The 22,062-nt window shown below is 61.9% G+C and carries 17 protein-coding genes and 3 pseudogenes; 11 read left to right on the forward strand and 9 right to left on the reverse strand.

All coding sequences use genetic code 11. The features are described from left to right. Nucleotides 1-35: 35 nt before the first annotated feature. The 3 genes and pseudogenes from FGD77_RS10880 to FGD77_RS10890 form a co-directional block, all read right to left on the reverse strand. A complete protein-coding gene (locus FGD77_RS10880; RefSeq protein WP_255009477.1) occupies nucleotides 36-950 on the reverse strand; it encodes a tyrosine recombinase XerC in 915 nt (304 codons plus the stop codon). Further along, on the reverse strand, nucleotides 947-1,651 hold the full coding sequence (locus FGD77_RS10885) for a DUF484 family protein (protein ID WP_255009479.1): 705 nt from the start codon (nucleotides 1,649-1,651) through the stop codon (nucleotides 947-949). The genes FGD77_RS10880 and FGD77_RS10885 overlap by 4 nt, the downstream gene beginning before the upstream one ends. A 1,234-nt stretch (nucleotides 1,652-2,885) precedes the next feature. Next, nucleotides 2,886-3,214, reverse strand: a pseudogene (locus FGD77_RS10890) (transposase); the annotation flags it as partial. A gap of 52 nt (nucleotides 3,215-3,266) precedes the next feature. Between FGD77_RS10890 and FGD77_RS10895 the strand changes: the two are divergent. Next, a complete protein-coding gene (locus tag FGD77_RS10895) occupies nucleotides 3,267-4,511 on the forward strand; it encodes an IS3 family transposase (protein WP_255008566.1) in 1,245 nt (414 codons plus the stop codon). Nucleotides 4,512-4,534: 23 nt separating this feature from the next. Here the strand turns inward: FGD77_RS10895 and FGD77_RS10900 are convergent. The 3 genes and pseudogenes from FGD77_RS10900 to fsa all read right to left on the reverse strand — a co-directional run. Next, nucleotides 4,535-5,459, reverse strand: a pseudogene (locus tag FGD77_RS10900) (transposase); the annotation flags it as partial. A 6-nt stretch (nucleotides 5,460-5,465) separates the two neighbouring features. Beyond that, nucleotides 5,466-5,948, reverse strand: a complete 483-nt coding sequence (locus FGD77_RS10905; protein ID WP_369682762.1) for a tyrosine-type recombinase/integrase — start codon at nucleotides 5,946-5,948, stop codon at nucleotides 5,466-5,468. 418 nt (nucleotides 5,949-6,366) lie between these two features. Continuing rightward, nucleotides 6,367-7,020, reverse strand: a complete 654-nt coding sequence (gene fsa / locus FGD77_RS10910; protein ID WP_255009482.1) for a fructose-6-phosphate aldolase — start codon at nucleotides 7,018-7,020, stop codon at nucleotides 6,367-6,369. Nucleotides 7,021-7,111: 91 nt separating this feature from the next. Here fsa and FGD77_RS10915 point away from each other — a divergent pair, with 91 nt between their 5' ends. Beyond that, a complete protein-coding gene (locus FGD77_RS10915) occupies nucleotides 7,112-9,310 on the forward strand; it encodes a primosomal protein N' (RefSeq protein ID WP_255009484.1) in 2,199 nt (732 codons plus the stop codon). A 345-nt stretch (nucleotides 9,311-9,655) separates the two neighbouring features. Here FGD77_RS10915 and FGD77_RS10920 read toward each other — a convergent pair. Next, nucleotides 9,656-10,784 (reverse strand): annotated as a pseudogene (locus FGD77_RS10920) (IS3 family transposase). Nucleotides 10,785-10,907: 123 nt separating this feature from the next. On the opposite strand from FGD77_RS10920, the gene FGD77_RS10925 reads away from it, so the two are divergent. From FGD77_RS10925 to FGD77_RS10945, 5 genes are all read left to right on the forward strand, one after another. Beyond that, complete coding sequence (locus FGD77_RS10925) at nucleotides 10,908-11,870, forward strand: Hint domain-containing protein (protein WP_255009487.1); 963 nt, start codon at nucleotides 10,908-10,910, stop codon at nucleotides 11,868-11,870. Then, entirely contained in the window at nucleotides 11,777-13,027 is a 1,251-nt protein-coding gene (locus FGD77_RS10930; protein ID WP_255009489.1) for an IS256 family transposase, read from the forward strand. Before FGD77_RS10925 ends, FGD77_RS10930 begins: the two co-directional genes overlap by 94 nt. Before the next feature lie 30 nt (nucleotides 13,028-13,057). Beyond that, on the forward strand, nucleotides 13,058-13,324 hold the full coding sequence (locus FGD77_RS10935) for a Hint domain-containing protein (protein ID WP_255009492.1): 267 nt from the start codon (nucleotides 13,058-13,060) through the stop codon (nucleotides 13,322-13,324). Nucleotides 13,325-13,674: 350 nt separating this feature from the next. Then, complete coding sequence (locus FGD77_RS10940) at nucleotides 13,675-14,907, forward strand: MFS transporter (protein ID WP_255009495.1); 1,233 nt, start codon at nucleotides 13,675-13,677, stop codon at nucleotides 14,905-14,907. Between the two features lie 28 nt (nucleotides 14,908-14,935). Next, nucleotides 14,936-15,811, forward strand: a complete 876-nt coding sequence (locus FGD77_RS10945) for a 50S ribosomal protein L11 methyltransferase (protein WP_255009498.1) — start codon at nucleotides 14,936-14,938, stop codon at nucleotides 15,809-15,811. Nucleotides 15,812-16,097: 286 nt separating this feature from the next. Here the strand turns inward: FGD77_RS10945 and FGD77_RS10950 are convergent, their stop codons facing one another. Continuing rightward, nucleotides 16,098-16,748: a carbonic anhydrase gene (locus tag FGD77_RS10950; RefSeq protein ID WP_255009501.1), complete on the reverse strand. Its 651-nt coding sequence runs from the start codon at nucleotides 16,746-16,748 to the stop codon at nucleotides 16,098-16,100. A gap of 188 nt (nucleotides 16,749-16,936) precedes the next feature. Between FGD77_RS10950 and FGD77_RS10955 the strand changes: the two genes are divergently transcribed. The 4 genes from FGD77_RS10955 to speB all read left to right on the forward strand — a co-directional run bounded on the left by FGD77_RS10955 (nucleotide 16,937) and on the right by speB (nucleotide 20,584). Further along, on the forward strand, nucleotides 16,937-17,302 hold the full coding sequence (locus FGD77_RS10955) for a hypothetical protein (RefSeq protein WP_255009503.1): 366 nt from the start codon (nucleotides 16,937-16,939) through the stop codon (nucleotides 17,300-17,302). Between the two features lie 83 nt (nucleotides 17,303-17,385). Further along, nucleotides 17,386-18,789 (forward strand): M17 family metallopeptidase, encoded by a 1,404-nt coding sequence (locus FGD77_RS10960; RefSeq protein ID WP_255009505.1) that lies wholly within the window; start codon nucleotides 17,386-17,388, stop codon nucleotides 18,787-18,789. Continuing rightward, on the forward strand, nucleotides 18,786-19,628 hold the full coding sequence (locus FGD77_RS10965; RefSeq protein ID WP_255009507.1) for an NlpC/P60 family protein: 843 nt from the start codon (nucleotides 18,786-18,788) through the stop codon (nucleotides 19,626-19,628). The genes FGD77_RS10960 and FGD77_RS10965 overlap by 4 nt, the downstream gene beginning before the upstream one ends. Next, complete coding sequence (gene speB / locus FGD77_RS10970; protein WP_255009509.1) at nucleotides 19,625-20,584, forward strand: agmatinase; 960 nt, start codon at nucleotides 19,625-19,627, stop codon at nucleotides 20,582-20,584. The genes FGD77_RS10965 and speB overlap by 4 nt, the downstream gene beginning before the upstream one ends. 70 nt (nucleotides 20,585-20,654) lie before the next feature. Here the strand turns inward: speB and FGD77_RS10975 are convergent, their stop codons facing one another. Then, nucleotides 20,655-22,061, reverse strand: coding sequence for an FAD-binding oxidoreductase (locus FGD77_RS10975; protein WP_255009511.1), 1,407 nt, complete (start codon nucleotides 22,059-22,061; stop codon nucleotides 20,655-20,657). Nucleotide 22,062 lies beyond the last annotated feature (1 nt).

The raw sequence follows: 22,062 nt of genomic DNA on the forward strand, positions 1-22,062 counted from the left end.
GGCGTCCCTATAGGCCCTTGGGCGGGGGTGGGCAATCAGGCTTTGGGGTGGGCGCGCGCGTAGACTTCCATCAGGCGGGCGGTATCGACGCCGGTATAGGCCTGCGTGGTGGACAAGGACGCGTGGCCCAACAATTCCTGTATCGCCCGTAGATCGCCGCCCGCATTCAGCAGATGCGTGGCAAAGCTGTGGCGCAGCGCGTGGGGCGTCGCTGTGGCGGGCAGGCCCAGTTGGCCGCGCACCTGCTCCATCAGCTTTTGCACGGTGCGGGGGGCCAGTTTGCCGCCGCGCGCGCCCATGAAGAGCGGGCCATCTGCCTCAAACGGATGCGGGCAGGCGCGTGTGTATTCGGCCACGGCCTGCTGCGCGGCGGGCAGGACCGGCACCATGCGTTCCTTGCCGCCCTTGCCGATGATGCGCAAGCTGGGGGGGAGGGGCGCGTCGGCGCCGGTCAGCGACAGGGCCTCGGAAATGCGTAGCCCGCAGCCATAGAGCACGGTGATCACGGCCTGATCGCGCGCGGCGATCCACGGGGTCAGTGACTGGAATTCGGCGGTGTCGATCACATTGCGCGCGGCCTCGACGCTGAGGGGGCGGGGCAGTTTGCGCTGGAATTTCGGGCTGCGCGTGGCCAGCACGGCGGTTGGCTCGAACCCCTCGCGCTCGGCCAGCCAGCGGTAGAACGATTTCACCGCCGACAGCTTGCGCGCAAGCGACCGGGGACCGACATCATCGCCGCGCGTATGCGCCATCCAGGCGCGCATGTCGGAGGTGGTTATCTCGGCCAGCGCGCCCAGGCCCTGCGGGCCGCCCTTGTGCTGGGTGATAAAGGCCAGAAATCCGGTGACATCGGCGCAATAGGCGGTGATCGTGTTCTCCGCTGCGCCGTGCAGCGCGCGCTGCTGGTCCAGCCAGTGCGCCAGCGCGCCGCTGGCTGCGGGCGAGATCATGACAGCCAGCGGCGCATTGCCCTTTCAAACACGCCGGCAAAGAAGGTCAGCAGATCGGTGCCCTGCTGGGGGGTAAACTGATGCTGATCCTCGGCCCCCAGAACCAGCATGCCGGGCAGGCGCCCGCCGCCAAAATCCAGCCGCAGACACGCCTCGGAGCGGATGTGTGCCGCCGCGCCTGCATGGAGCGTGGACTCCCTGCCGGTCAACTGGCGCAACGTCACCTGACGTTCTCCGCCGCGCCCGTTTTCGATGTAGCGCGCGATGAATCCCGGTTCGGCCACCGTCAGGACATCGCCCAGCCGTTGCACGGCCGGATCAGCATCGTCCTGCACCGTTTCGAGGATCAGGCGCACCGAGGCGACGCGCAGGATTTGTGCCACCTCGCCGCCCAGATTGTGCAGGAACGCCTCGAATTCCGTCGGGTCCAGCATCCGCAGAATGGCGCGATGCACCTGATTTGTGCCGGCCAGATTGTCATAGGCAGCGGCAATCACGCTACGATGCGTGTCCTCCAACTGATCAAGCCGCGCCTCCAGCCGGTCCATCGCGACACCGCGCAGGTCGACGATATTGCTGCCCATCGCGCGTTCATTTGCGGCGATGAGGGCGTGCATAACATCCTGATCTTCAAGGATAACATCGGGTTGACTGATGATCCGCTCGCGCAGGTGGTCATCCATCTTGGGTTTGCTGCTCATGCTCATGCTCGCTTTTTTTGATTTTGAGGTGGTATAGCATGAGGTTGCGGGAAAATCTTCATCTGATTTGGGGAGCGGTGGGAAAATGCCGGGCGACGAAGGTTATCCAGGCAGTCATATAGCGCTTCATGTCTGCTGTGCGGGGCAAAGCGCCAGTTCGCTGCGGCTGCGCCAAAGCCCGGTTTGGGGGGAACCGTGCAACAAACGGTTATTTTTAGAGTTTTTAAATTCCCTCTATCCTCACGCACCCAGTAACTGCTTGCGTGAGGATATTGGCTGTCTCTACCTTTATTGGCGGCGCGCGCCTTCGTTGCGGCATATGGTATCTGCGGTCTCGACGCTCATGTTTGCGGGCCGGTCTATAGAACGATCCCAGTCCAGCCTGTTTTGCGTATAGAGTTGGCAGGTCACTGCACCCTGAGCTGTGGCGACCTGTACAGGAGTGCTTTCATAGTTCTCTGGGGAGACACAAGCGGAGAGGGCCAGAACAGCGGCGGCAAGAGTTACGAGTTTGAAGCACATTCGATGAGCCTTTCGGAAACAAAGTTGAGAAAAATCAGAGTCGCGCAAGGCTACATCAAATCAGCCTTACAAAAAACCTTATCGGCCGGTTTTAGATTCGTCGCAACAGCCCAAAGGTTGCGCTGGGTTCGGCAAATTACAATTCTCCACCAGGCATGTTCCGAAAACGCTCGATATCGATGAAGAACTCGCCCATGCGGTTTTGAAGCGCCGTTATGAAAATGCTGTTCTTCCAAGTCGCCCGATAGGCCCGCATCCGGGTTAAACGACCAACAGGTTGGAACGCTGTTCGCATTTTGAGACCCGGCGCAAGTTGCGACGAAGTTTTTCACAGATATCGATCGGAGCACTCAATGGCTCCTTTGATGTAGGTTTTTCTGGCGCGCTGCGGGACGTTTGTGTGACGCGGGACGTTGCCTGTCGTCGGAGAGGCGCTCAGGCGGGAAATCGCGGGGTTGGGCTTGGTGGGTCGTTTGTTGTCATGGGGATTTGGGCGGCGGGCTTGTCTCGGATCCGATCTGACAGACCCGTTGACCGTGGTTTGTTAGGCTAAGCACGGTGCCGGTTTTGCCAACACCTGGCCTATTCGTGCTGTTTCTTGTCGATATTATCCGCTTTCGCGGAGTTGATACCTTGAGCTGTGCATGACGATTGGTTCGCAGGAGATATAGCCTGCGGCTGAGGATATCGTTCGTATTGTACGGCACGCGGGTCATGCTGCGGCCCTTTGTGGTTTTGGCGGTGCTCTGGAGTGCTGTGCTGGTGCGATTGTCTCAACGATGATCAACTGTCCGCCACAACATGGACAAGGCAATGCCAGGACACGGGGCGGCTCATTGGTATCGCTGGGACGGCCCTCATCAGCGCGATCTTTGTCTGATCGGTTGGCCCCAGGCAGTTGCCTGATCCGCGCGATATTGGCGGCACGATTACCATTGCCATAAAGCCGTAGTGACGGATGCGGTGTTGGGCTTTTGGCAGGACATGGATCAGGAACCGGCGGATGAACTCATTTGTGGCTGAACTGGCCCCCCTTTCGACCGGAGACTCGGGCATAACCATGGAGGCTTAGGGGAGCCCTAAGCACGTGCTTATGTCTGACTATGAGATTATCACCGATGGCGGCCGTCGGCGTCGCTGGTCGTCGTCCGAGAAGCTGCGCATCGTGGAGGAGACGCTGGACGAGACCGCCAGCATCTCGGTCGTTGCACGCCGCAATGGTGTCGCGCCGAACCTGCTGTATCGTTGGCGGCGTCTGATGCTGGAGGGAGGGGCCGTGGCCGTATCTGGAGACGATGACGTCACAAGCAATCGCGCGGTCCGGCAGATGGAGGATCGCATTCGCGAGCTGGAGCGCCAACTGGGGCGAAAGACCCTCGAAGTCGAAATCCTCAAGGAGGCGCTCGACAAGTCACGCTCAAAAAAACTGACGTGGCAAGTGCAATCGCAGCCCAAGGACGGTTCCCCCCTCTCGGGCATGCAGGCATGCCCTGCCGGGCAGTGGATGAGCATCGTGGCCGAAACTCTGGGCGTCTCCAGATCGAACCTGCACGCCCGCGTGACGGGAAGCGCGAAGCCGCGTCGGCGCTATCATAAAGCGCAAGACGCGGCGGTGGTGCCGCTCATCACCGCGCTGGTGGCGGCGCGACCGACCTACGGGTATCGTCGCATCACGGCCATCCTGAACCGGCAGTTGCGTGCCACCGGCGCATCGCCTGTTAATCACAAACGCGTCTACCGGATCATGCAGGCCCAGAACCTGCTGCTGGCGCGTCGCTACACCGAACGGTCCGATCGCGCGCACAACGGCAAGATCGTGACTATGCGATCGAACCTGCGATGGTGCTCAGACGGCTTCGAGTTCACATGCTGGAATGGTGACATCGTGCGTGGCGCATTCATCATCGACGCCCACGACCGTGAAATCATCGCCTGGTGCGCCGTGGTGAACGCAGGCATCAGCGGATCGGACGTGCGCGACATGATGCTGGCGGCGGTGGAGGCGCGGTTTGGCGGCCATCGCGCGCCGCACCAGGTCGAGATGCTCAGCGACAACGGTTCGCCCTACATCGCCAAGGAAACCTGCATCTTCGCCCGCCAGCTCGGCCTGAAACCCTGCTATACGCCGGTGAAGAGCCCGCAGAGCAATGGGATATCCGAGGCATTCGTGAACACGCTCAAGCGGGACTACGTGAACGTCACTCCGCTGCCAGACGCCGTCACCGTCCTTGGATTGATTGCCGGATGGTTCGAAGACTACAATGAGAACCACCCGCATTCGGGGCTGAAGATGCGCTCACCACGCGAGTTCATCGCAGCCCAAACCGCAACCGCCTGAGTGTCCGGTGAAAAGGGGGCAAGATCAGTGGCCAAGGTCATGGTGGTGTGGCGGCCCGCGCCTTTGAGACGGTAATCTTTGACGCGGAAGGTGACGCGGTGGTCGTCGATGCGGATCAGGCGACTGTTTGAGATGGCGACACGATGGGGGTATCGCGACAGATATGCCAATACTGCTTTGGGCTCGGCGAAGGGTTCCTTTGCGTAGACGACCCGGTCGAGTTTGCGCGGTGGTTGCAGGAGGTTGTTGAAGGTATTGTGGTCAATGAGGCCCGCATGATCGCCGAAGAACTGCAGTTTCCCGGCATCATGCAGCTTGCCCAGCCCTTCCTGAATGTGACGGCGATACAGACGGGACAGCACGCGGACGGACTGGAAGAAGGTCTTGCGGCAGGCGATCCACTTTGTGCCATCCGCAGACAAGCCCCCGCCCGGGACGATCATGTGGACGTGGGGGTGGTGGGTCATTGCCGAGCCCCAGGTATGCCGAGCCCCAGGTATGGAGGACGGAAATGATGCCGGCCCGGGCACCAAGGTGCTTGGGGTCGGCGGCAATCTTGATCACCGTGTCCGCACTTGCCCGCATTAGCAGATTATGGATCTCTCGTTTGTTTTGGGATGCAATGTCGGCAATCTGTTTGGGCAAGGTGAAGACCAAGTGGAAGTACCGCACGGGCAGCAGTTCCGCCTCGCGCGCCGCCAGCCATGCTTTTGCGGCAGTGGATTGGCATTTGGGACAGTGACGATTGCGGCAGGAATTACAGGCGATGTGCTCATGCGCGCAGTCAGCGCAGCGCACCACATGACCGCCAGGCGCCGCCGTGCGGCAGCGCTCAATGGCACTCATGACTTTGAACTGGTTCAGGCTAAAGTGCCCTGCATTCGCCCTACGCCATGCAGCACCATGGGCGCGGAAAATATCCGCGACCTCCAGAGATTGAACTGGCATGGCGGCTTATGACGGCCCGGCCTTGCCCTTCTTGCGCTTGGTTTGGTTCAGATCGTCCAGCGGGCCGTCCGCGGCTGCAATCATACCAGTTGCCACGCTGGCATAGCGTGCGGTGGTCGTCAGTTTAGTATGCCCAAGCAGGGCTTGGATCACCCGGATATCGACGCCGCGTTCCAGCAGGTGGGTAGCAAAGGAATGGCGTAACCTGTGCAGCGTGACCGGCTTGGTGATCCCGGCCTCCTGCGCTGTCTGTCTGAACAGTCGCGATCTCTGTCGCGCCGAAAGGTGCCTCCCACGATAGCCGGGAAAAAGGACCCGCTCGGGTTCAGGGACATCCTTGTCCTGACTGATGGGCCGCTCTTTCCACCACGCACGCAGCAGGTCTGAAATCTCAGCTGGCAACACCACGGTGCGATCCTTACACCCCTTCGCCTGGACAATCCGGATGATCTCCTGAGCGCTGTCGATATCACCAACCTTGAGCCGCACGACGCTCAAGCGTGCGCGCTGTCATGTCCGCGATCATGCGAGCGCGAAGGGGGGGCATCGGTGTCGATTGTTGAATGTTGATCGGAATGTCCTCTGTCAATCGAGGCAAAATCACCTCGATCAACAGCACACACCCAACATCTCAAAACGCGAAACAAATCCCAGCGCAACGCAACAAACAGGCGCCCTATCGCGGAGCGAGGTAGGGCAAGAGCGCAAAGTAGCGGGCGCTGCATGATGCACCGATGTCCGCTTACGCATGAACGGCAAAAATCTTCGACGACCCTGTCGATTTAGAATGAGATTTTTGGTGGCGTCAGTCTGGGTGGCTTTCGTGAGTTCCACAAACGATCGTGAATCGCAAAACGCCCGGCAGATCATTCCACCGGGCGCAGGGTCTGCTGATGTACGGACGGTTTCAGACGATCTTCTGCCCCGTCTTGGCCCAATCCTTCATGAACTGGTCCAACCCGGCATCGGTCAGCGGGTGGTCGGCCATCTTTTTGATCACGGCGGGGGGCGCGGTCATCACGTCGGCGCCGATCAGGGCGGCCTGACAGGCGTGGTTCACCGTGCGGATCGAGGCGGCGAGGATCTGCGTCTCGTACCCATAATTGTCATAGATTTGGCGGATGTCGGAAATCAGCTCCATTCCGTCGAGGTTGATATCGTCCAGCCGCCCGATGAAGGGGCTGATGAAGGTCGCGCCGGCCTTGGCCGCCAGCAGCGCCTGATTGGCCGAGAAACACAGCGTCACGTTAACCATGTTGCCCTCGTCCGTCAGCACCTTGCACGCCTTGAGGCCGGCCCATGTCAGCGGCACCTTGACCGCGATGTTACCCGCGATCTGTGCCAGCTTGCGGCCCTCTGTGATCATCGCATCCGCGTCCAGTGCGACGACTTCGGCGCTGACGGGGCCATCGACCATTTCGGCGATTTCCCTGGTGACTTCCAGAATATCGCGGCCCGATTTCAGGATCAGCGACGGGTTGGTCGTGACCCCGTCGACCATGCCCAGATCGTTCAGCTCGGCGATTTGATCGACTTCGGCGGTATCGACGAAAAATTTCATGGCGGCAGCCCTTCTTGGTGGATTGGAGTTTGTCAGCGGAACGTCTATCTCATGGGCGTATCCCGTGAAACCCTGAAAGGATCCTGCGCGCGTGACCGCTGCCCCCGAATTCTATGACGCAGGCGCGCTGGTCGGCGTGTTGACCGCGCAGCCGCTGGACCGCGTGTTGGACTACCGCGCGCCCGAGGGCGGCTGTTTTCCCGGCGCGTTTGTCGAGGTGCCGCTGGGCCCGCGCAAGGTGCTGGGCGTCGTCTGGGGGCCGGGCGAGGGGGGGTATGATCTGGCAAAGGTACGCCCCATCATCCGCGTGCTGGACGTGGCGCCGATGGCCGCGGAAATGCACAGCTTCCTCCAGCGCGCCGCTGATTACACCCTGACGCCCATGACTGCGATGCTGCGCCTTGCCACCCGCGCGCCGGGGCTGGGCGATCCACCGTCGATGCTGAAAGTGTACCGGCTGGGCTACGGCGCACCGACCCGCGTGACCGATGCGCGCCAGCGCGTTCTGGACGTGCTGGAGGGGCAGGGCGATCAGGCGTTCACGCTGAAAGAGCTGTCGGAGGAGGCGGGCGTGACGTCCTCGGTCGTCAAGGGGCTGGTGAAACAGGGCGCGGTGGACGAGGTGGATACCCCGCGCGACACCCCCTACCGGCGGCTGGACCCGGCGATCCCGTCCAAGGATCTGACCGAGGATCAGGCGAGTTGTGCCGAGACACTGGATACCGCGATCCGCAGCGGTGCCTATGGCACGACCCTGCTGCGCGGCGTCACCGGGTCGGGCAAGACCGAAGTGTATCTCGAGGCCGTTGCCAGCACCCTGCGCATGGGCCGTCAGGCGCTGGTGCTGCTGCCCGAAATTGCGCTGACGGCCGAATTTCTGACCCGCGTGCAGGCCCGTTTCGGTGCCAAACCGGCCGAGTGGCATTCCGGCGTCACCATGACCGAACGCCGCCGCTGCTGGCGCATGGTGGGGCAGGGCGGCGCGCAGCTGGTCGTCGGAGCGCGATCGGCGCTGTTTCTGCCGTTCCGCGATCTGGGGCTGATCGTCGTGGATGAGGAGCATGACACCTCCTACAAACAGGAGGACGGCGTGCTGTATAACGCCCGCGATATGGCGGTTCTGCGGGCCTCGATCTGCGGCGCGCAGGTGGTACTGGCCTCGGCCACGCCCAGCCTTGAGAGTTGGGTCAACGCTGAGGCAGGCAAATACACGCGGCTGGACCTGAAGGCGCGGTTCGGCGTCGCCGTCATGCCCGAAGTGCGCGCCATCGATATGCGCGCCGAGGATCTGCCCGGCAATCGCTGGATTTCCCCGACGCTGCAATCGGCCGTGACCCGGCGCATTGAAAGGGGCGAACAGTCACTGCTGTTCATCAACCGGCGTGGCTATGCCCCGGTTACGATCTGCCGGGCCTGCGGGCATCAGATCGGCTGCGATCACTGCGACGCGCGGATGGTCGAGCACCGATTCCAGAAACGCCTGATGTGCCACCAATGCGGCGAGACGAAACCGATCCCCGATAAATGCCCCTCCTGCGAGGTCGAAGGCAAGCTGGCCCCGGTCGGCCCCGGTGTGGAAAGGCTGGGGGAGGAGGCGACGGCGCTGTTCCCCGATGCGCGCGTTGCCACCCTTAGCTCGGACATGTTTGCCAGTTCCCGCGCGCTCAAGGAACAGATCCGCGCCATCGCGGAGGGCGAGGCCGACATCATCATCGGCACGCAACTGGTGGCGAAGGGGCATAACTTCCCGCTGCTGACGCTGGTCGGCGTGATCGACGCCGACCTGGGCCTGCAAGGGTCCGACCTGCGTGCCGCCGAGCGCACGTTTCAGCTAATGCGGCAGGTCGCGGGCCGGGCAGGGCGCGCGGACAAGCCGGGTACGGCGATGCTGCAAACCTTCCAGCCCGAACACCCTGTGATCCGCGCGATCCTGTCGGGCGACGAGGAAGGGTTCTGGCGCGCCGAGGCCGACGAACGCAGGCAGGCCGGCGTGCCCCCCTTCGGGCGTATGGCCGGCATTATCCTGAGCGGGCCGGACTTGCAGCAGACCTTCGATCTGGGCACCGCGCTGGCGCGAACAGACGCCCCCCTGCGCCAGATCGGCGCGCAGGTCTACGGCCCGGCGCCCGCGCCCATCGCCCGCGTGCGGGGCCGCCACCGCGTGCGCCTGCTGGTCAAGGCCCCCAAGGGCGCGGCGTTGCAGCCCGCGCTGGCGCAGTGGATCGCAGGCGTGCGCGCGCCGAACAATCTGCGCCTGAGCGTCGATATCGATCCGCAGAGTTTTTACTGAAACCGCCCGACTCTTTTGCATTGATATGAGCCAAGCCAAAAGCCGCTCTCTTGCCCAATCTGAAAATTTGTTGACCGCAGGGGTCAAACCAGAGAGGCGACATGCCGGGTCCATTATTGTCGAATGCTGCAATACGAAACGACTGCTATCGCTGTAGAGGTAAAACGCCTCAACAACTACCTGGTTTTTGAACAGGTTTTTGGCGGCGCTAAGCGAGGTGATTTACGTATGCTCCACAGACGCAAGTTCCACAAACGAGCGCTTTTGCGTGATTTAGATGGGAACGGCAAAAGACAATCCTGAGTAGACTTTGGAGTGCCCCCATCGGGTGGTCCAGTTTGAATGTTAGTGCATGGTCGGCCTCTGGTCTATTGGCATGATACTTTTCGGCGCCGGAGGGCGGTAGCCCAGAGCGCTATGTGGCCTGACCGTGTTATAGTGGCGGCGCCATCTTTCGATCAGGATCTGGGCTTCGCGTAGCGTGTAGAAGACCTCGCCGTTGAGCAGCTCGTCCCGAAACCGGGAATTGAAACTCTCACAGTAGCCGTTCTCCCAAGGTGATCCTGGTGCGATGAAGGCCGTCTTCGCGCCAACCGCGCCAATCCAGGCGCGCACCTTCTTGGCGATGAATTCCGCGCCATTGTCGGACCTTATGTATTCCGGCGGGCCGCGCAGGATGAACAGGTCGGTCAGGGCGTCAACCACATCGGTTGAGTTGAGCTTGCGTTTGACACGGATCACCAGTGCCTCCTTCGTGAATTCATCGATGATGTTGAGCGTGCGGAAAACCCGCCCGTCGTGGGTCCGATCCTGAACAAAGTCGTAAGACCAAACATGGTTCGGGCGCTCTTACCGCAGCCGGACGCACGATCCGTCGTTCAGCCAGAGCCGTCCCTTCTTGGGGTGCTTTTTGCGGAACTTTCAGCCCCTCCCGCCGCCAGATCCGTTCGACCCTTTTATGGTTCACATGCCAGCCGCTGTTGTTTAGCATCCCGGTGATCATGCGATACCCATAGCGTCCAAACTCTTCTGTCAGTGCGATGATGTCATCGGTCAGCCGCTCTTCGTCCGGCGGGCCACAGGGCACCTTGCGCTGTGTCGAGCGATGCTGACCCAATGTGCGGCAAACCCGGCGCTCAGATACGCTGAGGGTTTGCCGCACATGGTCAATGCACTGTCTGCGGCGGGAAGGGCTTAGAAGTTTCCCCCGGGCGGCCTCGGTCAGGATCATCTTGTCCAGCGTCAGATCCGACACGGCGCGCCTCAGCCGGGTATTCTCAACCTCCAACTCCTTTAGCCGTTTGAGCTGATCACGGCTCATGCCGCCATATTCTTTGCGCCATCGATAATAGGTCTGCTGCGTCACGCCAATCTGGCGAACCGCATCAGCGATCGAACTGCCTTGCCCTTGCAACACTTCAACCTGCCGAAGCTTCAGCACGATCTCTTCGGGTTTATCTCTCTTTCCAGCCATCTCTGGTCCTCCTGAAATGGGATAATACTATCCCAGTTGGTGGACCACTTCAGTGGGGGCACTCCAACTTCCCCTTTCCAAGTCTAATTGCTATATAGCCGCAAATCGATCGGGGTGGATGAGTTGGCGTTAGAAAATCTATTGGTTTACAATGTGATAGGTGACACAACCTATCCACATGGCGGGGCTTTCACAGTCACGGTTGCTGGTCAGGTCACCGTGGATGATTCAAACGGAACTGGCGATACAACCTTAGGTGATAACACGGATGGGGGGGCATCCGATGTTCCCGATCAGAACGTTACCGCATCAACCGTCGCCGGGATCGGTGTCACCGACATTCTTGATTCCCGATATTCCTACACATTCACCGGCAGTGATGGGTCCAGTGGAACCGTTTACTTTCTCGCGACAAATGGTGCCAATAATTACGGCTCCTTGGTTTTATCGAGCACGCCTCTCAACCCGTCTGTTACCTACACCTTTGGAACATTCAACCGAAACGGACAAGTGTCCTACTCATCGGTTGTTCCCTGCTTTACCCGCGGAACCTTGATCGAAACAGAATCCGGAACTGTATCGATCGAGACACTTGCCGCAGGAGATTTGGTTAGGACAATGAACCGCGGGTTCCAGCCTGTTCGTTGGATCGGGTCGACGAAAGTGCGGGCACGTTGTCTGGCAACCAATCCGAAGCTCCGTCCGGTTCGGATTATGGCAGAAGCTATGGGCTTGGGCCTGCCGAAAAGGGATATGTGGGTGTCGCGCCAACATCGCATGGTCGTCTCTTCGAGGATTGCAGATCGCATGTGTGACGGTGATGCGTTGGTCTCGGCTATCAAGTTGACGGAACTGCCCGGCATCTTTGTCGATGACAGTGTGGAAGAGGTGGAATATGAGAACCGCGCGAAAGTTGGTGATGCCCTGAGGGGCGGCATATCATGGCGGTGTCGAGTCGCCGTCAATTCTCAACCGAGAAAGGGATATGCCACGTGCCAGAGAATACCATCACCCAACTGCCCGATCCATTGGGTTTTTCATCCGATCCGTTCACCGACGTCCTCCGTGATGGCGCACGCAAGCTGATCGAACAGGCGATACACGCGGAACTGGCGACGCTCTTGAACGCCTTTTCCGAGGAAAGGCTCACGGACGGACGGGCCCGCTTGGTGCGCCATGGTCACTTACCCGAACGCGAGGTGATGACCGGCATTGGTCCAGTGCCGGTGAAAGTGCCGCGCGTGCGGGATCGGGGCGCTGGCGAAGACAAGATCACCTTCACGCCCAGCATCCTGCCGCGGTATCTGCGCAAAGCGAAATCGGTCGAAGATCTGCTGCCGTGGCTCTACCTCAAGGGGGTGTCCACGGGCGATTTCACTGAGGCGCTGGAGGCGCTGCTGGGTCCGAATGCCAAGGGTCTGTCCGCCAAGACTATCACGCGGCTGAAGGCCGACTGGTGGAAAAACTACGAGGCTTGGCAGAAACGCGATCTCGGCAACCGCCGCTTTCTCTATATTTGGGCGGATGGCGTCTATTTCAAACCGCGCATGGCTGAGGAAAAGCAATGCGTTCTGGTGATCGTCGGGGCGGATGAATATGGCCGCAAGGAACTGCTGGCCATGACCGACGGCTTTCGCGAAAGCACCCAAAGCTGGCGCGAAGTGCTGCTCGATCTCAAGCGGCGCGGCCTGAAACAGGATCCCAAGCTTGCCATTGGCGACGGTGCCCTGGGGTTCTGGACCGCGCTGCGCGAGGTATTTGCCACGACCAGAGAACAGCGTTGCTGGGTCCATAAAACCATGAATGTGCTGAATGCGATGCCGAAATCCATCCAAGCCAAGGCAAAAGGCCATCTCCATGACATCTGGCAGGCCGAGACAAAAGCCAAGGCCAACCTCGCCTTCGATTTCTTCGTCGAAAACTACGGTGTGAAATGGGACAAGGCGGTGGCCAAACTGGTCAAAGACAGGGACGCGCTGCTGACCTTCTACGATTATCCGGCGGAACACTGGAAACACATCCGGACATCAAACCCGATCGAGAGCACCTTCGCCACCGTCAGGCATCGCACAAAGCGCACCAAGGGGTGCCTCAGCCGCAAGACCGGTCTGGCCATGGCCTTCAAGCTGATGATGTCGGCGCAGAAGAAATGGCGCAAGCTCGACGGTCAAAACCGCCTGCCCGAGATCATCCAGGGGATTGAGTTCCGCGATGGGATCCGCCAACTTCAAACTGCCGCCTGATCAAGCGTCACCAACTTTCGCCCATATCTCGTGGAATATTTCCATATGCTGTTCGATCAGCACGAAGTTGTCTTCGCTGACGGTGCACCATCCGAGAGCCTTTACACTGGCCCAGAAGCTCTCAAGGCAGTCTCACCAGAGGCGCGCACCGAGATACTGAGCCTTTTTCCTGAACTGGAATGCATGGACTACGTTCCAAAGTCAGCCCTGCCAATTCTTTCCCTCAAGCAGCAAAAGAAACTCGTATCGCGACATATCGCTAATGAGAGACCACTGTTGGAAAACTATCGGATATGAACTGAAGTGCGAAATATAAATCTCACCTTGTTTCATTGCGAAACCTACCAGGACTGGCCTGAGTGCTTGTAAATTCGGGCTCAAAAACGATCGTTTTCTGAATGCCGGCATTGCTGTTGGTCCGATGTCCGTTTCCCAAACGCAGGCATTGGCCCATCCGAGATCAAGGTCAGCTTTGTCGTGCAGTGCCGTCATACGGTTTGGCCCGGCAGACGAACGTTTTCGATGGAATTTCGGGCCGCACGCCCATCTCGCTGCCGAAAAACGTCAATCGACTGCTCCGTAGCCTGACACGCAGACCCAGCTCAATGCCTCTCGCCAAACCCATTGGGCTGGCGTAAAGAAAATCCATGACACGCACGGTCCCCATAGGCGAAGCGCGCCAGATGCCCCTGTGGCGGCGTCCCCGTACGCTGCTGTTCTTGATGGCGGCGGCGATGCCCATCGCCTTTGCGACATGGTCAGCGCTGCTGAACAACTTCGTCATCGAGGTGGCGCAGTTCGACGGGCATGATATCGGCTGGCTGCACACCGTGCGCGAAATTCCCGGGTTTTTGGCCATCGGGGTCATCGCGATCATCATATTTGTGCGCGAGCAGGTGCTGGCGCTGGTGTCGTTGATCCTGCTGGGCGTTGCCACTGCATTCACCGCGTATTTTCCCAGTATGGGCGGCATCCTGACGATCACGATGCTCAGCTCGATCGGCTTTCACTATTACGAGACGGTCAACCAAAGCCTGCAACTGCAATGGCTTGACCGCGCCCGCGCGCCCCAGGTGCTGGGCTGGTTGCTGGCCGCCGGATCTGGCGCGACGCTGGTGTGCTATGGCCTCATCGTGCTGCTGTGGGAACCATTGGGCCTGACATACACCATTGTCTACATGCTTTCAGGGGGGACGACGGCAGCCATCGCAATCTTTGCCCTCATTGCCTACCCGCAGTTCGAGGCGCCCAATCCGCAGCTGAAAAAGATGATCCTGCGCCGCCGCTATTGGCTGTATTACCTGCTGCAATTCATGGCCGGCGCGCGGCGGCAGATCTTTGTCGTGTTTGCGGGTTTCATGATGGTCGAAAAGTTCGGCTTTGCCGTGCATGAGGTAACGGCGCTGTTTATGATAAACCTTGTCGCCAACATGATCTTTGCGCCGTTGATGGGCGGCGCTGTTGCGCGGTTTGGCGAGCGTAGCACGCTGATCTTTGAATATGCGGGCCTGATGATCGTGTTTCTGGCCTATGGCGGTATCTACATGTTCGGCTGGGGCGTGCTGTTGGCCGCGACGCTCTATGTCGTGGACCACATGCTGTTCGCTCTGGCGCTGGCGCTGAAGACCTATTTCCAGAAGATCGCGGATCCCGGTGATATCGCGCCCACCGCTGCGGTAGCGTTCACGATCAACCACATTGCCGCCGTGTTCCTGCCCGCGCTTTTGGGGTATCTGTGGCTGGTGTCGCCTGCTGCGGTCTTCGTTCTGGCGGCTGGCATGGCGGGCATATCGCTGCTATTGGCGCTGTTGATCCCGCGCCATCCGGCGCCGGGCTATGAGACCATCCTGTCGCGCTCTGCCCCGGTTCTGGCCGAATAGGGCGCGCCAAGCCAGAAGGCCCAGCCGCATGACCACCTACACCGCCCTCACCACCCTGCACGGGCAAACCGCCGCTGAGGCGCTGGCCGACGCGTTGGACGATATCACCCCCGAGCCGACGGGAATCGGCACGTTCGAGGTCGAAGACGGCAGCGGCACATGGGAGGTCGGCGCCTATTTCGAGGAGCACCCCGATATCGCGGGCCTTGCCCTGCTGGCCGAAATCCACGGCGCCCGCGCCTTCGCGGTGTCACAGGTGCCCGACGCCGACTGGGTCGCCCATGTCAAGCGTGAGTTGACGCCAGTCGTGGCGGGCCGGTTTTTCGTCTACGGCAGCCATGACGCGGATCAGGTGCCGGATGATGCCGTGCCGCTGCTGATCGAGGCGGCGATGGCCTTTGGGACCGGCCATCACGGCACGACGCAGGGCTGTCTGCGCGCGCTGGACCATCTGGCCAGTTCCGGTGTCACCGCCAAGTCTGTGGCCGATATCGGCTGCGGTACCGCCGTTCTGGCAATGGCCGCCGCGCGTAGCTGGCCGGGTGTGATGCTGGCCAGCGACATCGATCCGGTCGCGGTGGACGTCGCCCGCGTCAATGTCGCCGCCAACGATCTGGACGGCAGGGTATCGTGCATCGAGGCGACGGGCCTGGATCATCCCACGCTGGAGGCCGCCGCGCCCTTCGATCTGATCTTTGCCAATATCCTCAAGGGTCCGCTGATCGACCTCGCGCCGGGGCTGACCCAGCGGCTGGCACCCGGCGGTCACGTGATTCTGTCCGGCATCCTGAACGAGCAGGCCGATGAGGTGGTCGCGGTTTATCTCAGCGCCGGAAACAGCCTGACTGAACGGCAGGAGATTGGTGACTGGACAACGCTCACATTGCGAAAAATTGTCGAATAAAGCGGCTAAAGGCAGTCCGGGTGAGGCATCTGCCTCAAATTGACATAGTTCAAACCTAAGTTTTACGAGTGATCTGGCGCGTGGCTGTGATGCCAAGCTGGAGCGCGGTGGTTTGATCGTGCTCCGGCCAAGGCGTCGAAAGGCCCGATCTGCGCTTGCGCGGATTGCCCCTCGGGTCCGCTTCTCAGTGTTTTAAGCCGTGACTTGGGGCGCCTGTGCTGAAAAAACCCCTGCGCCGTCCGGCACAGGGGCTTTTTTGTTACGAGGGCAGGGCACGCGCCTATTGTCAGATCGGGGCAAACCCCTTGGCGGCGGCATTATACTGCTCCACCCGGCCCTCGCCGATATCCAGCCACAAACCATGCAGCGTCAGAACGCCCCGTTGCATCGCCTCGGTGACGAAGGGAAAGCTGGTCAGATTTTCCAACGATACCAGCACGGCTTCTTTCTCCAGCGCGCGGGCGCGTTCGTCATCGTCGACAATACCTGCCACGCGCTCGTAGCCGGGGCGCAGAATGTCGATCCAGCGCCCGACAAAGCTGCCGGGCGAATCCAGCAACGGCGCGTTACCCGAACACATTTCATCGCAGCCCTTGATGCCCCCGCACCCGGAATGCCCCATGACGATCACATGCGCCACGTGCAGCACGCTGACGGCATATTCCAGCGCGGCCGAGGTGCCGTGCTGCCCGCCATCCGTGGTGTAGGGGGGCACCAGGTTGGCGATATTGCGGTGGATGAAAAATTCGCCCTGATCGGCGCCGAATATCGATGTGACATGCACCCGGCTGTCGCAGCACGAAATCATCATCGCGCGCGGGTGCTGGCCCTCTTGGGCGAGGGTGCGATACCAGCTTTCGTTTTCGGTGTATGAGGTCGCTTTCCACCCATGATAACGTTGAATCAGGTAGGGCGGCAGGGGGCGCGCTTGATGCAATTTCCGGTCCTCTCGGCGAACATGTCCCGACATGGAATAGACCGTATTCGCCTCGAATTCGAGTGATAAAATGCGCGACTCGAAACCATTTGGGAATATCTTTGGCTCAGGTTGTGCGTGCCGGGCGAGCTGTGGGGCCGCCGGGCGGATTGTCACGAAATCGGGGTGAGACCGTGGAACAGATAACGATGCTGAAACAGAATGAGGTGGTGCGCTTGAACTCGAACCGTCTGGAAGAGCTATATTCGCAACTGGGCGAAGCGGGGGCAGAGAATATCGTCTGCCGCGCGCTGGAGGAACTGGCCGTGCGCCTGTCCCACACCGAGCGGTACTACAGTGACGGGCGCTTGGCCGAGATGCGAAAATCGGCCCGCAGTATGGTGGCCATCGCCGATCAGATCGGCATGCACATGCTGTCGCGGGTGGCCGCCGATGTTGCGGCCTGCGCAGGTGGCAGCGATCTGGTGGCGACCGCGGCGACCCTGTCGCGGCTTTTGCGCATAGGCGAGCGTAGTCTGAGCGAGGTTAGGGATCTTCAGGATGTGACCAATTGATGGCTTGCAGGCACGTGCAGGGCGATTAGGCTGTTCCGGAAATCTCCGGCGCCGCTGCGCCACGTCCAGAAAGGTCCTGTCACATGCCCAACGCCACATTCCCCGCGCACTCCTTGGTCTTTGCGCGCGATCCGGGCGATGCGCTGGCGCTGCATGTGATCGACGCAGGCGGGCTGGAGGGGTGGTTGAAGACCCGCCCCGAGGGGCTGCGCAATTGGGTTCGCGCGACCGGCTTTGCCGCCGCGCAGGGCAAGGTGCTGATGGTGCCGGGCGCGGATGGCACGCCGGAAATGGCGCTGGTCGGATATGGCACCGCCGAGACGCGCGCGCGCGGGCGATTCCATCTGGCCGCCGCTGCTGCGGCGCTGCCCGAGGGCGTCTATCGCCTTGAGGGCCTCGATCCGGCCCGCGCGCAGGAGGAGGCGCTGGGCTGGCTCCTGGCCGCCTACGTCTTTGACCGCTACCATATACAGAAGGGCCCCACGGCCCGACTGGTTGCGCCCGATGGCGTCGATGCCGCCCGGCTGGAGGTGATCGCGGCGGGCGAGGCGCTGACCCGCGATCTGATCAACACGCCCGCCAATGACATGGGTCCGGACACGCTGGAGGCCGCCTGCACGGACCTCGCTGTGCAGCACGGCGCCGACATTACCGTAACCGCCGGCGCCGATCTGCTGGCGCAAAACCTGCCACTCATTCACGCTGTCGGGCGCGCATCGGACTGTGCCCCCCGCCTGATCGACATGTCGTGGGGGGCAGACGGCCCGGCGCTGACGCTGGTCGGCAAGGGGGTCTGTTTTGACACCGGCGGGCTGAACCTGAAACCCGGCTCCAGCATGGGGCTGATGAAAAAGGATATGGGCGGCGCGGCGACGGTCCTTGGGCTTGCGCATATGATCATGGCGCTTGATTTACCGGTACGCTTGCGTGTTCTGATCCCGGCCGTTGAAAATTCGGTCAGCGCGAATGCCATGCGCCCCGGCGACATCCTGACCGCGCGCAGCGGCAAGACCATCGAGATCAACAATACCGACGCCGAAGGGCGTCTGGTGCTGGCCGACGCGCTGACACTGGGCGCCGAGGGCGCACCGGATCTGATGATTTCGATGGCGACGCTGACGGGCGCCGCGCGGGTCGCGGTCGGGCCGGACCTTGCGCCCTATTATACAGATGACGCAGATTTGGTCACGGCGATCGAAGCGGGCGCGGTTGCCGCCAGCGATCCGGTCTGGCGCATGCCATTTCACACGCCCTATGAGACGATGATCGAGCCGGGCATCGCTGATTTGGACAATGCCCCATCGGGCGGTTTCGCCGGTTCGATCACCGCCGCGCTCTTTCTGCGCCGCTTTGCGGGCGCCGCGCGCTACGCGCATTTCGACATCTATGGCTGGAACCCCACCGCCGCGCCCGCCCGCCCCAAGGGTGGCGTCGGCATGGGCGCGCGTGCGCTGTTGGCGGCGCTGCCCGCCGCGCTGAACCTGTGAGCGATCCGCGCCTGACCCCGGCCAATGCCCGCGTCGCGGATGCGGCGCTACGCGGGCAGGTCGCCGCCTCGCGCTATACGGAGGGCGCGGCGCGTCTGGTGTCTGCGCCGGTGGCCGACCTGCTGCCCGCGCCGCACGGCAAGCGATTGCGCCAGTTGCTGACGGGCGCCCCGGTCACCTGTTTCGAGACGCATGACGGCTGGGCCTTTGTGCGGGCCGAGGATGGCTATGTCGGCTATCTGCCGGAGGGGACACTGCATGATGGCCCGGCTCCGACCCACTGGATCGCTGCCCGCGCCACACACGTCTACGCCGCGCCCGACCTCAAATCGCCCGAGCGCATATCCCTCAGCCACCTGTCGCGCGTTGCTGTTCTGTCACAGACCGCCAAATGGGCCGAAACCCCGCTGGGCCATATTCCGTTGCAGCACCTCGCCGCCCTCCCCATGGCCGAGGCCGATCCCGTCGCCGTGGCCGAGCGATATATCGATGCGCCCTACCTCTGGGGCGGCAATTCAGCCTTCGGCATCGACTGCTCTGGCCTCGTGCAGGCGGGCTGCCGTGCCTGCGGAATCGCCTGTCCCGGCGATAGCGACATGCAAGAGGCGACGCTGGGCCATGCGCTGGCTGGCGATGCCGACCTGCGTCGCGGCGATCTGCTGTTCTGGCGCGGCCATGTCGCCTGGGTGCTGGATGCAGGCCGCATCCTGCACGCCAACGCGCACCACATGGCCGTCGGCATTGAGGGCCTGAAGCCCGCGATTGACCGCATCACAGCCGAGGGCGGCGGCGCGGTGACGGCGCGCAAGCGTCTGACCCAGCCCGGAGCCACGCCATGAGCGACAGTTTCTTTCACCCGCCGCCTGCCTCCGATCTGCCCCGTTTTGCCGGGGTGGCGACCTTCATGCGTCTGCCGCATGTGCCGCCGGGTCACGCGCGCTTTGGCGATGTGGATGTGGGCCTGATCGGTGTGCCGTGGGATAGCGGCACGAGCAACCGGCCCGGCGCGCGCCACGGTCCGCGCCAGGTACGCGATGCGTCGACCATGATGCGCGCCCAGAACGGCGCCACCGGCATCCGCCCGTTCGAGGCGCTGAATTGCGCCGATCTGGGCGACGTGCCACCGAACCCGGTGGATCTGGACGACAGCATGACCCGCATCACCGACTTTTACATCGCAACGCTGGACGCTGGCATCACCCCGTTGACCGCAGGCGGCGACCACCTGTCGACGCTGCCGATCCTGCGCGCAGTAGCGGCGCGCCGTCCGGTTGGCCTGATCCAGTTCGACAGTCACACCGACCTGACCGACAGCTATTTCGGCGGGCAGAAATACACGCATGGGACCCCCTTCCGCCGCGCGATCGAGGAAGGATTGATCGATCCGCGCCGTATGGTCCAGATCGGCATACGGGGCACGATGTACGACACAGAGGATCGCGATTTCGCCGATGCAAACGGTATTCGCCTGATCCCGGTCGAGGAGTTTCACGCGCGCGGCCCCGCGAATGTCATGGCCGAAGCGCGGCAGATCGCAGGGAGCGGCCCGACCTACATCACCTACGACATCGACTTCGTCGATCCGGCCTTTGCGCCCGGCACCGGCACGCCCGAGGTGGGCGGCCCGAACAGCCACCAGGCGCTGGAGGTGGTGCGCGGGTTGGCCGGGCTCGACATTGTCGGCGCCGATATGGTCGAGGTTTCACCGCCCTTCGACGCGTCCGGCGGCACCGCGCTTCTGGGCGCCACTATCCTGTTCGAGCTGCTCTGCGTCATGGCTGCCGACAACGGCTGATTCATCAGGAAGAGCGGGTGCACATACCTGCACCCGCCCTTTCAATGTTCTCCAAATACTCAAAAAACGCTCAGACGTCAGGCAGGACCTTGCCAGGGTTCAGAATCCCATTCGGATCGAGCGCCGCCTTGATCGTGCGCATCGCGGCCATCGCGGCCGGGTTCTTGTGACGCGCCATCGCGGCGCGCTTTTTCAGCCCGATGCCATGCTCGGCCGAAAAACTGCCGCCCATCGCAACGGCCGCGTCTTCTGCCAAATCGCCGATCTGTTGGCACAGATCGTCGTCATCGCGGGTGGGGAACACGCCAAGATGCAGGTTTCCATCGCCCAGATGCGCGACAGATACGTCCTGCGCGCCGGGATCAAGCTCGGCAATCATCTCGGCTATGCGGTCCAGAAACTCCTGCATGCGGTCGACTGGCACGGCGATGTCGCGGTCCACATGCGGCGTCTGATAGGTGATCACCTCGGCTGCGGCCTCGCGCCGGGCCCACATCTCGCGGCGTTGCGCCTCGTTCTGGGCGACCACGGCATCCAGAATCGCGCCCTCTTCGAAGAGGGCCGCAAGGACGTTTTCCAGATGGGTGGCAATGGGAATCTGCCCATTTTCGTCCGGCTCTGCATCGCGCGGCGCGGTAGCACCGACCTCGACCATGATGTTGACGTCATAGCGGTCGTCAAAAGGCGCCCGCGCGCCCGGAGATTGCTTGAGATGCGTTTCGATATAGGCGCGCGGCATGTATTCGAACGCCTGCACGGCGCCGCCCGTTTCCTGCTGCAATCGGTTCAAAAGGGTCAGCGCATCGCCCACGCGCGGCACGGCGACCATCGCGGTGGCATTGGCAAGCGGCGCGGGGAAGAGCTTGATCACTGCGGCGGTGATGATGCCCAGCGTGCCCTCGGCCCCGATCAGCAGATGGCGCAGGTCATAGCCGGAATTGTCCTTGTGCAGCTGGCGCATCAGGTCGATCACCTCGCCCGTGGGCAACACCGCCTCGATCCCCAGACACAGATCGCGGGTGTTGCCATAGCGTAGCACGTTCGAGCCGCCCGCGTTGGTTGACAGTGCACCACCGATCATGGCCGATCCGCGCGCCCCGAAAAACAGTGGAAAGATCAGCCCGTGTTCGGCCACCGCGTCGTGGATGCTGGCCAGGATCGCGCCGGCCTCGACAATGGCAAGGCGGCTGGAGGGGCGGATTTCGCGGATCTTCGACATGCGCCCCAGTGACAGCAGCAGCGCGCCATCGGCTGACGTAGCGCCGGTCAGGCCGGTATTGCCCGAGATAGGCACGATCGTCGTGCCGGTCTCATTCGCCAGCTTGACGATGGCCGACACCTCGACGGTCGATGCGGGGCGGGCCACGGCCAGCGGCGTGCCCTGCGGGGCGCCCGACCAATCGCGCGCATAGCTGTCCATGTCGCTGCCGGTCAGGACATTGGCGGCGCCGATGAGATCGCGGAGTTTCTCCAGCATG

Origin of the sequence: Roseovarius sp. M141 (assembly GCF_024355225.1) — a bacterium.
In the GTDB taxonomy this organism is placed as follows: Bacteria; Pseudomonadota; Alphaproteobacteria; order Rhodobacterales; family Rhodobacteraceae; genus Roseovarius.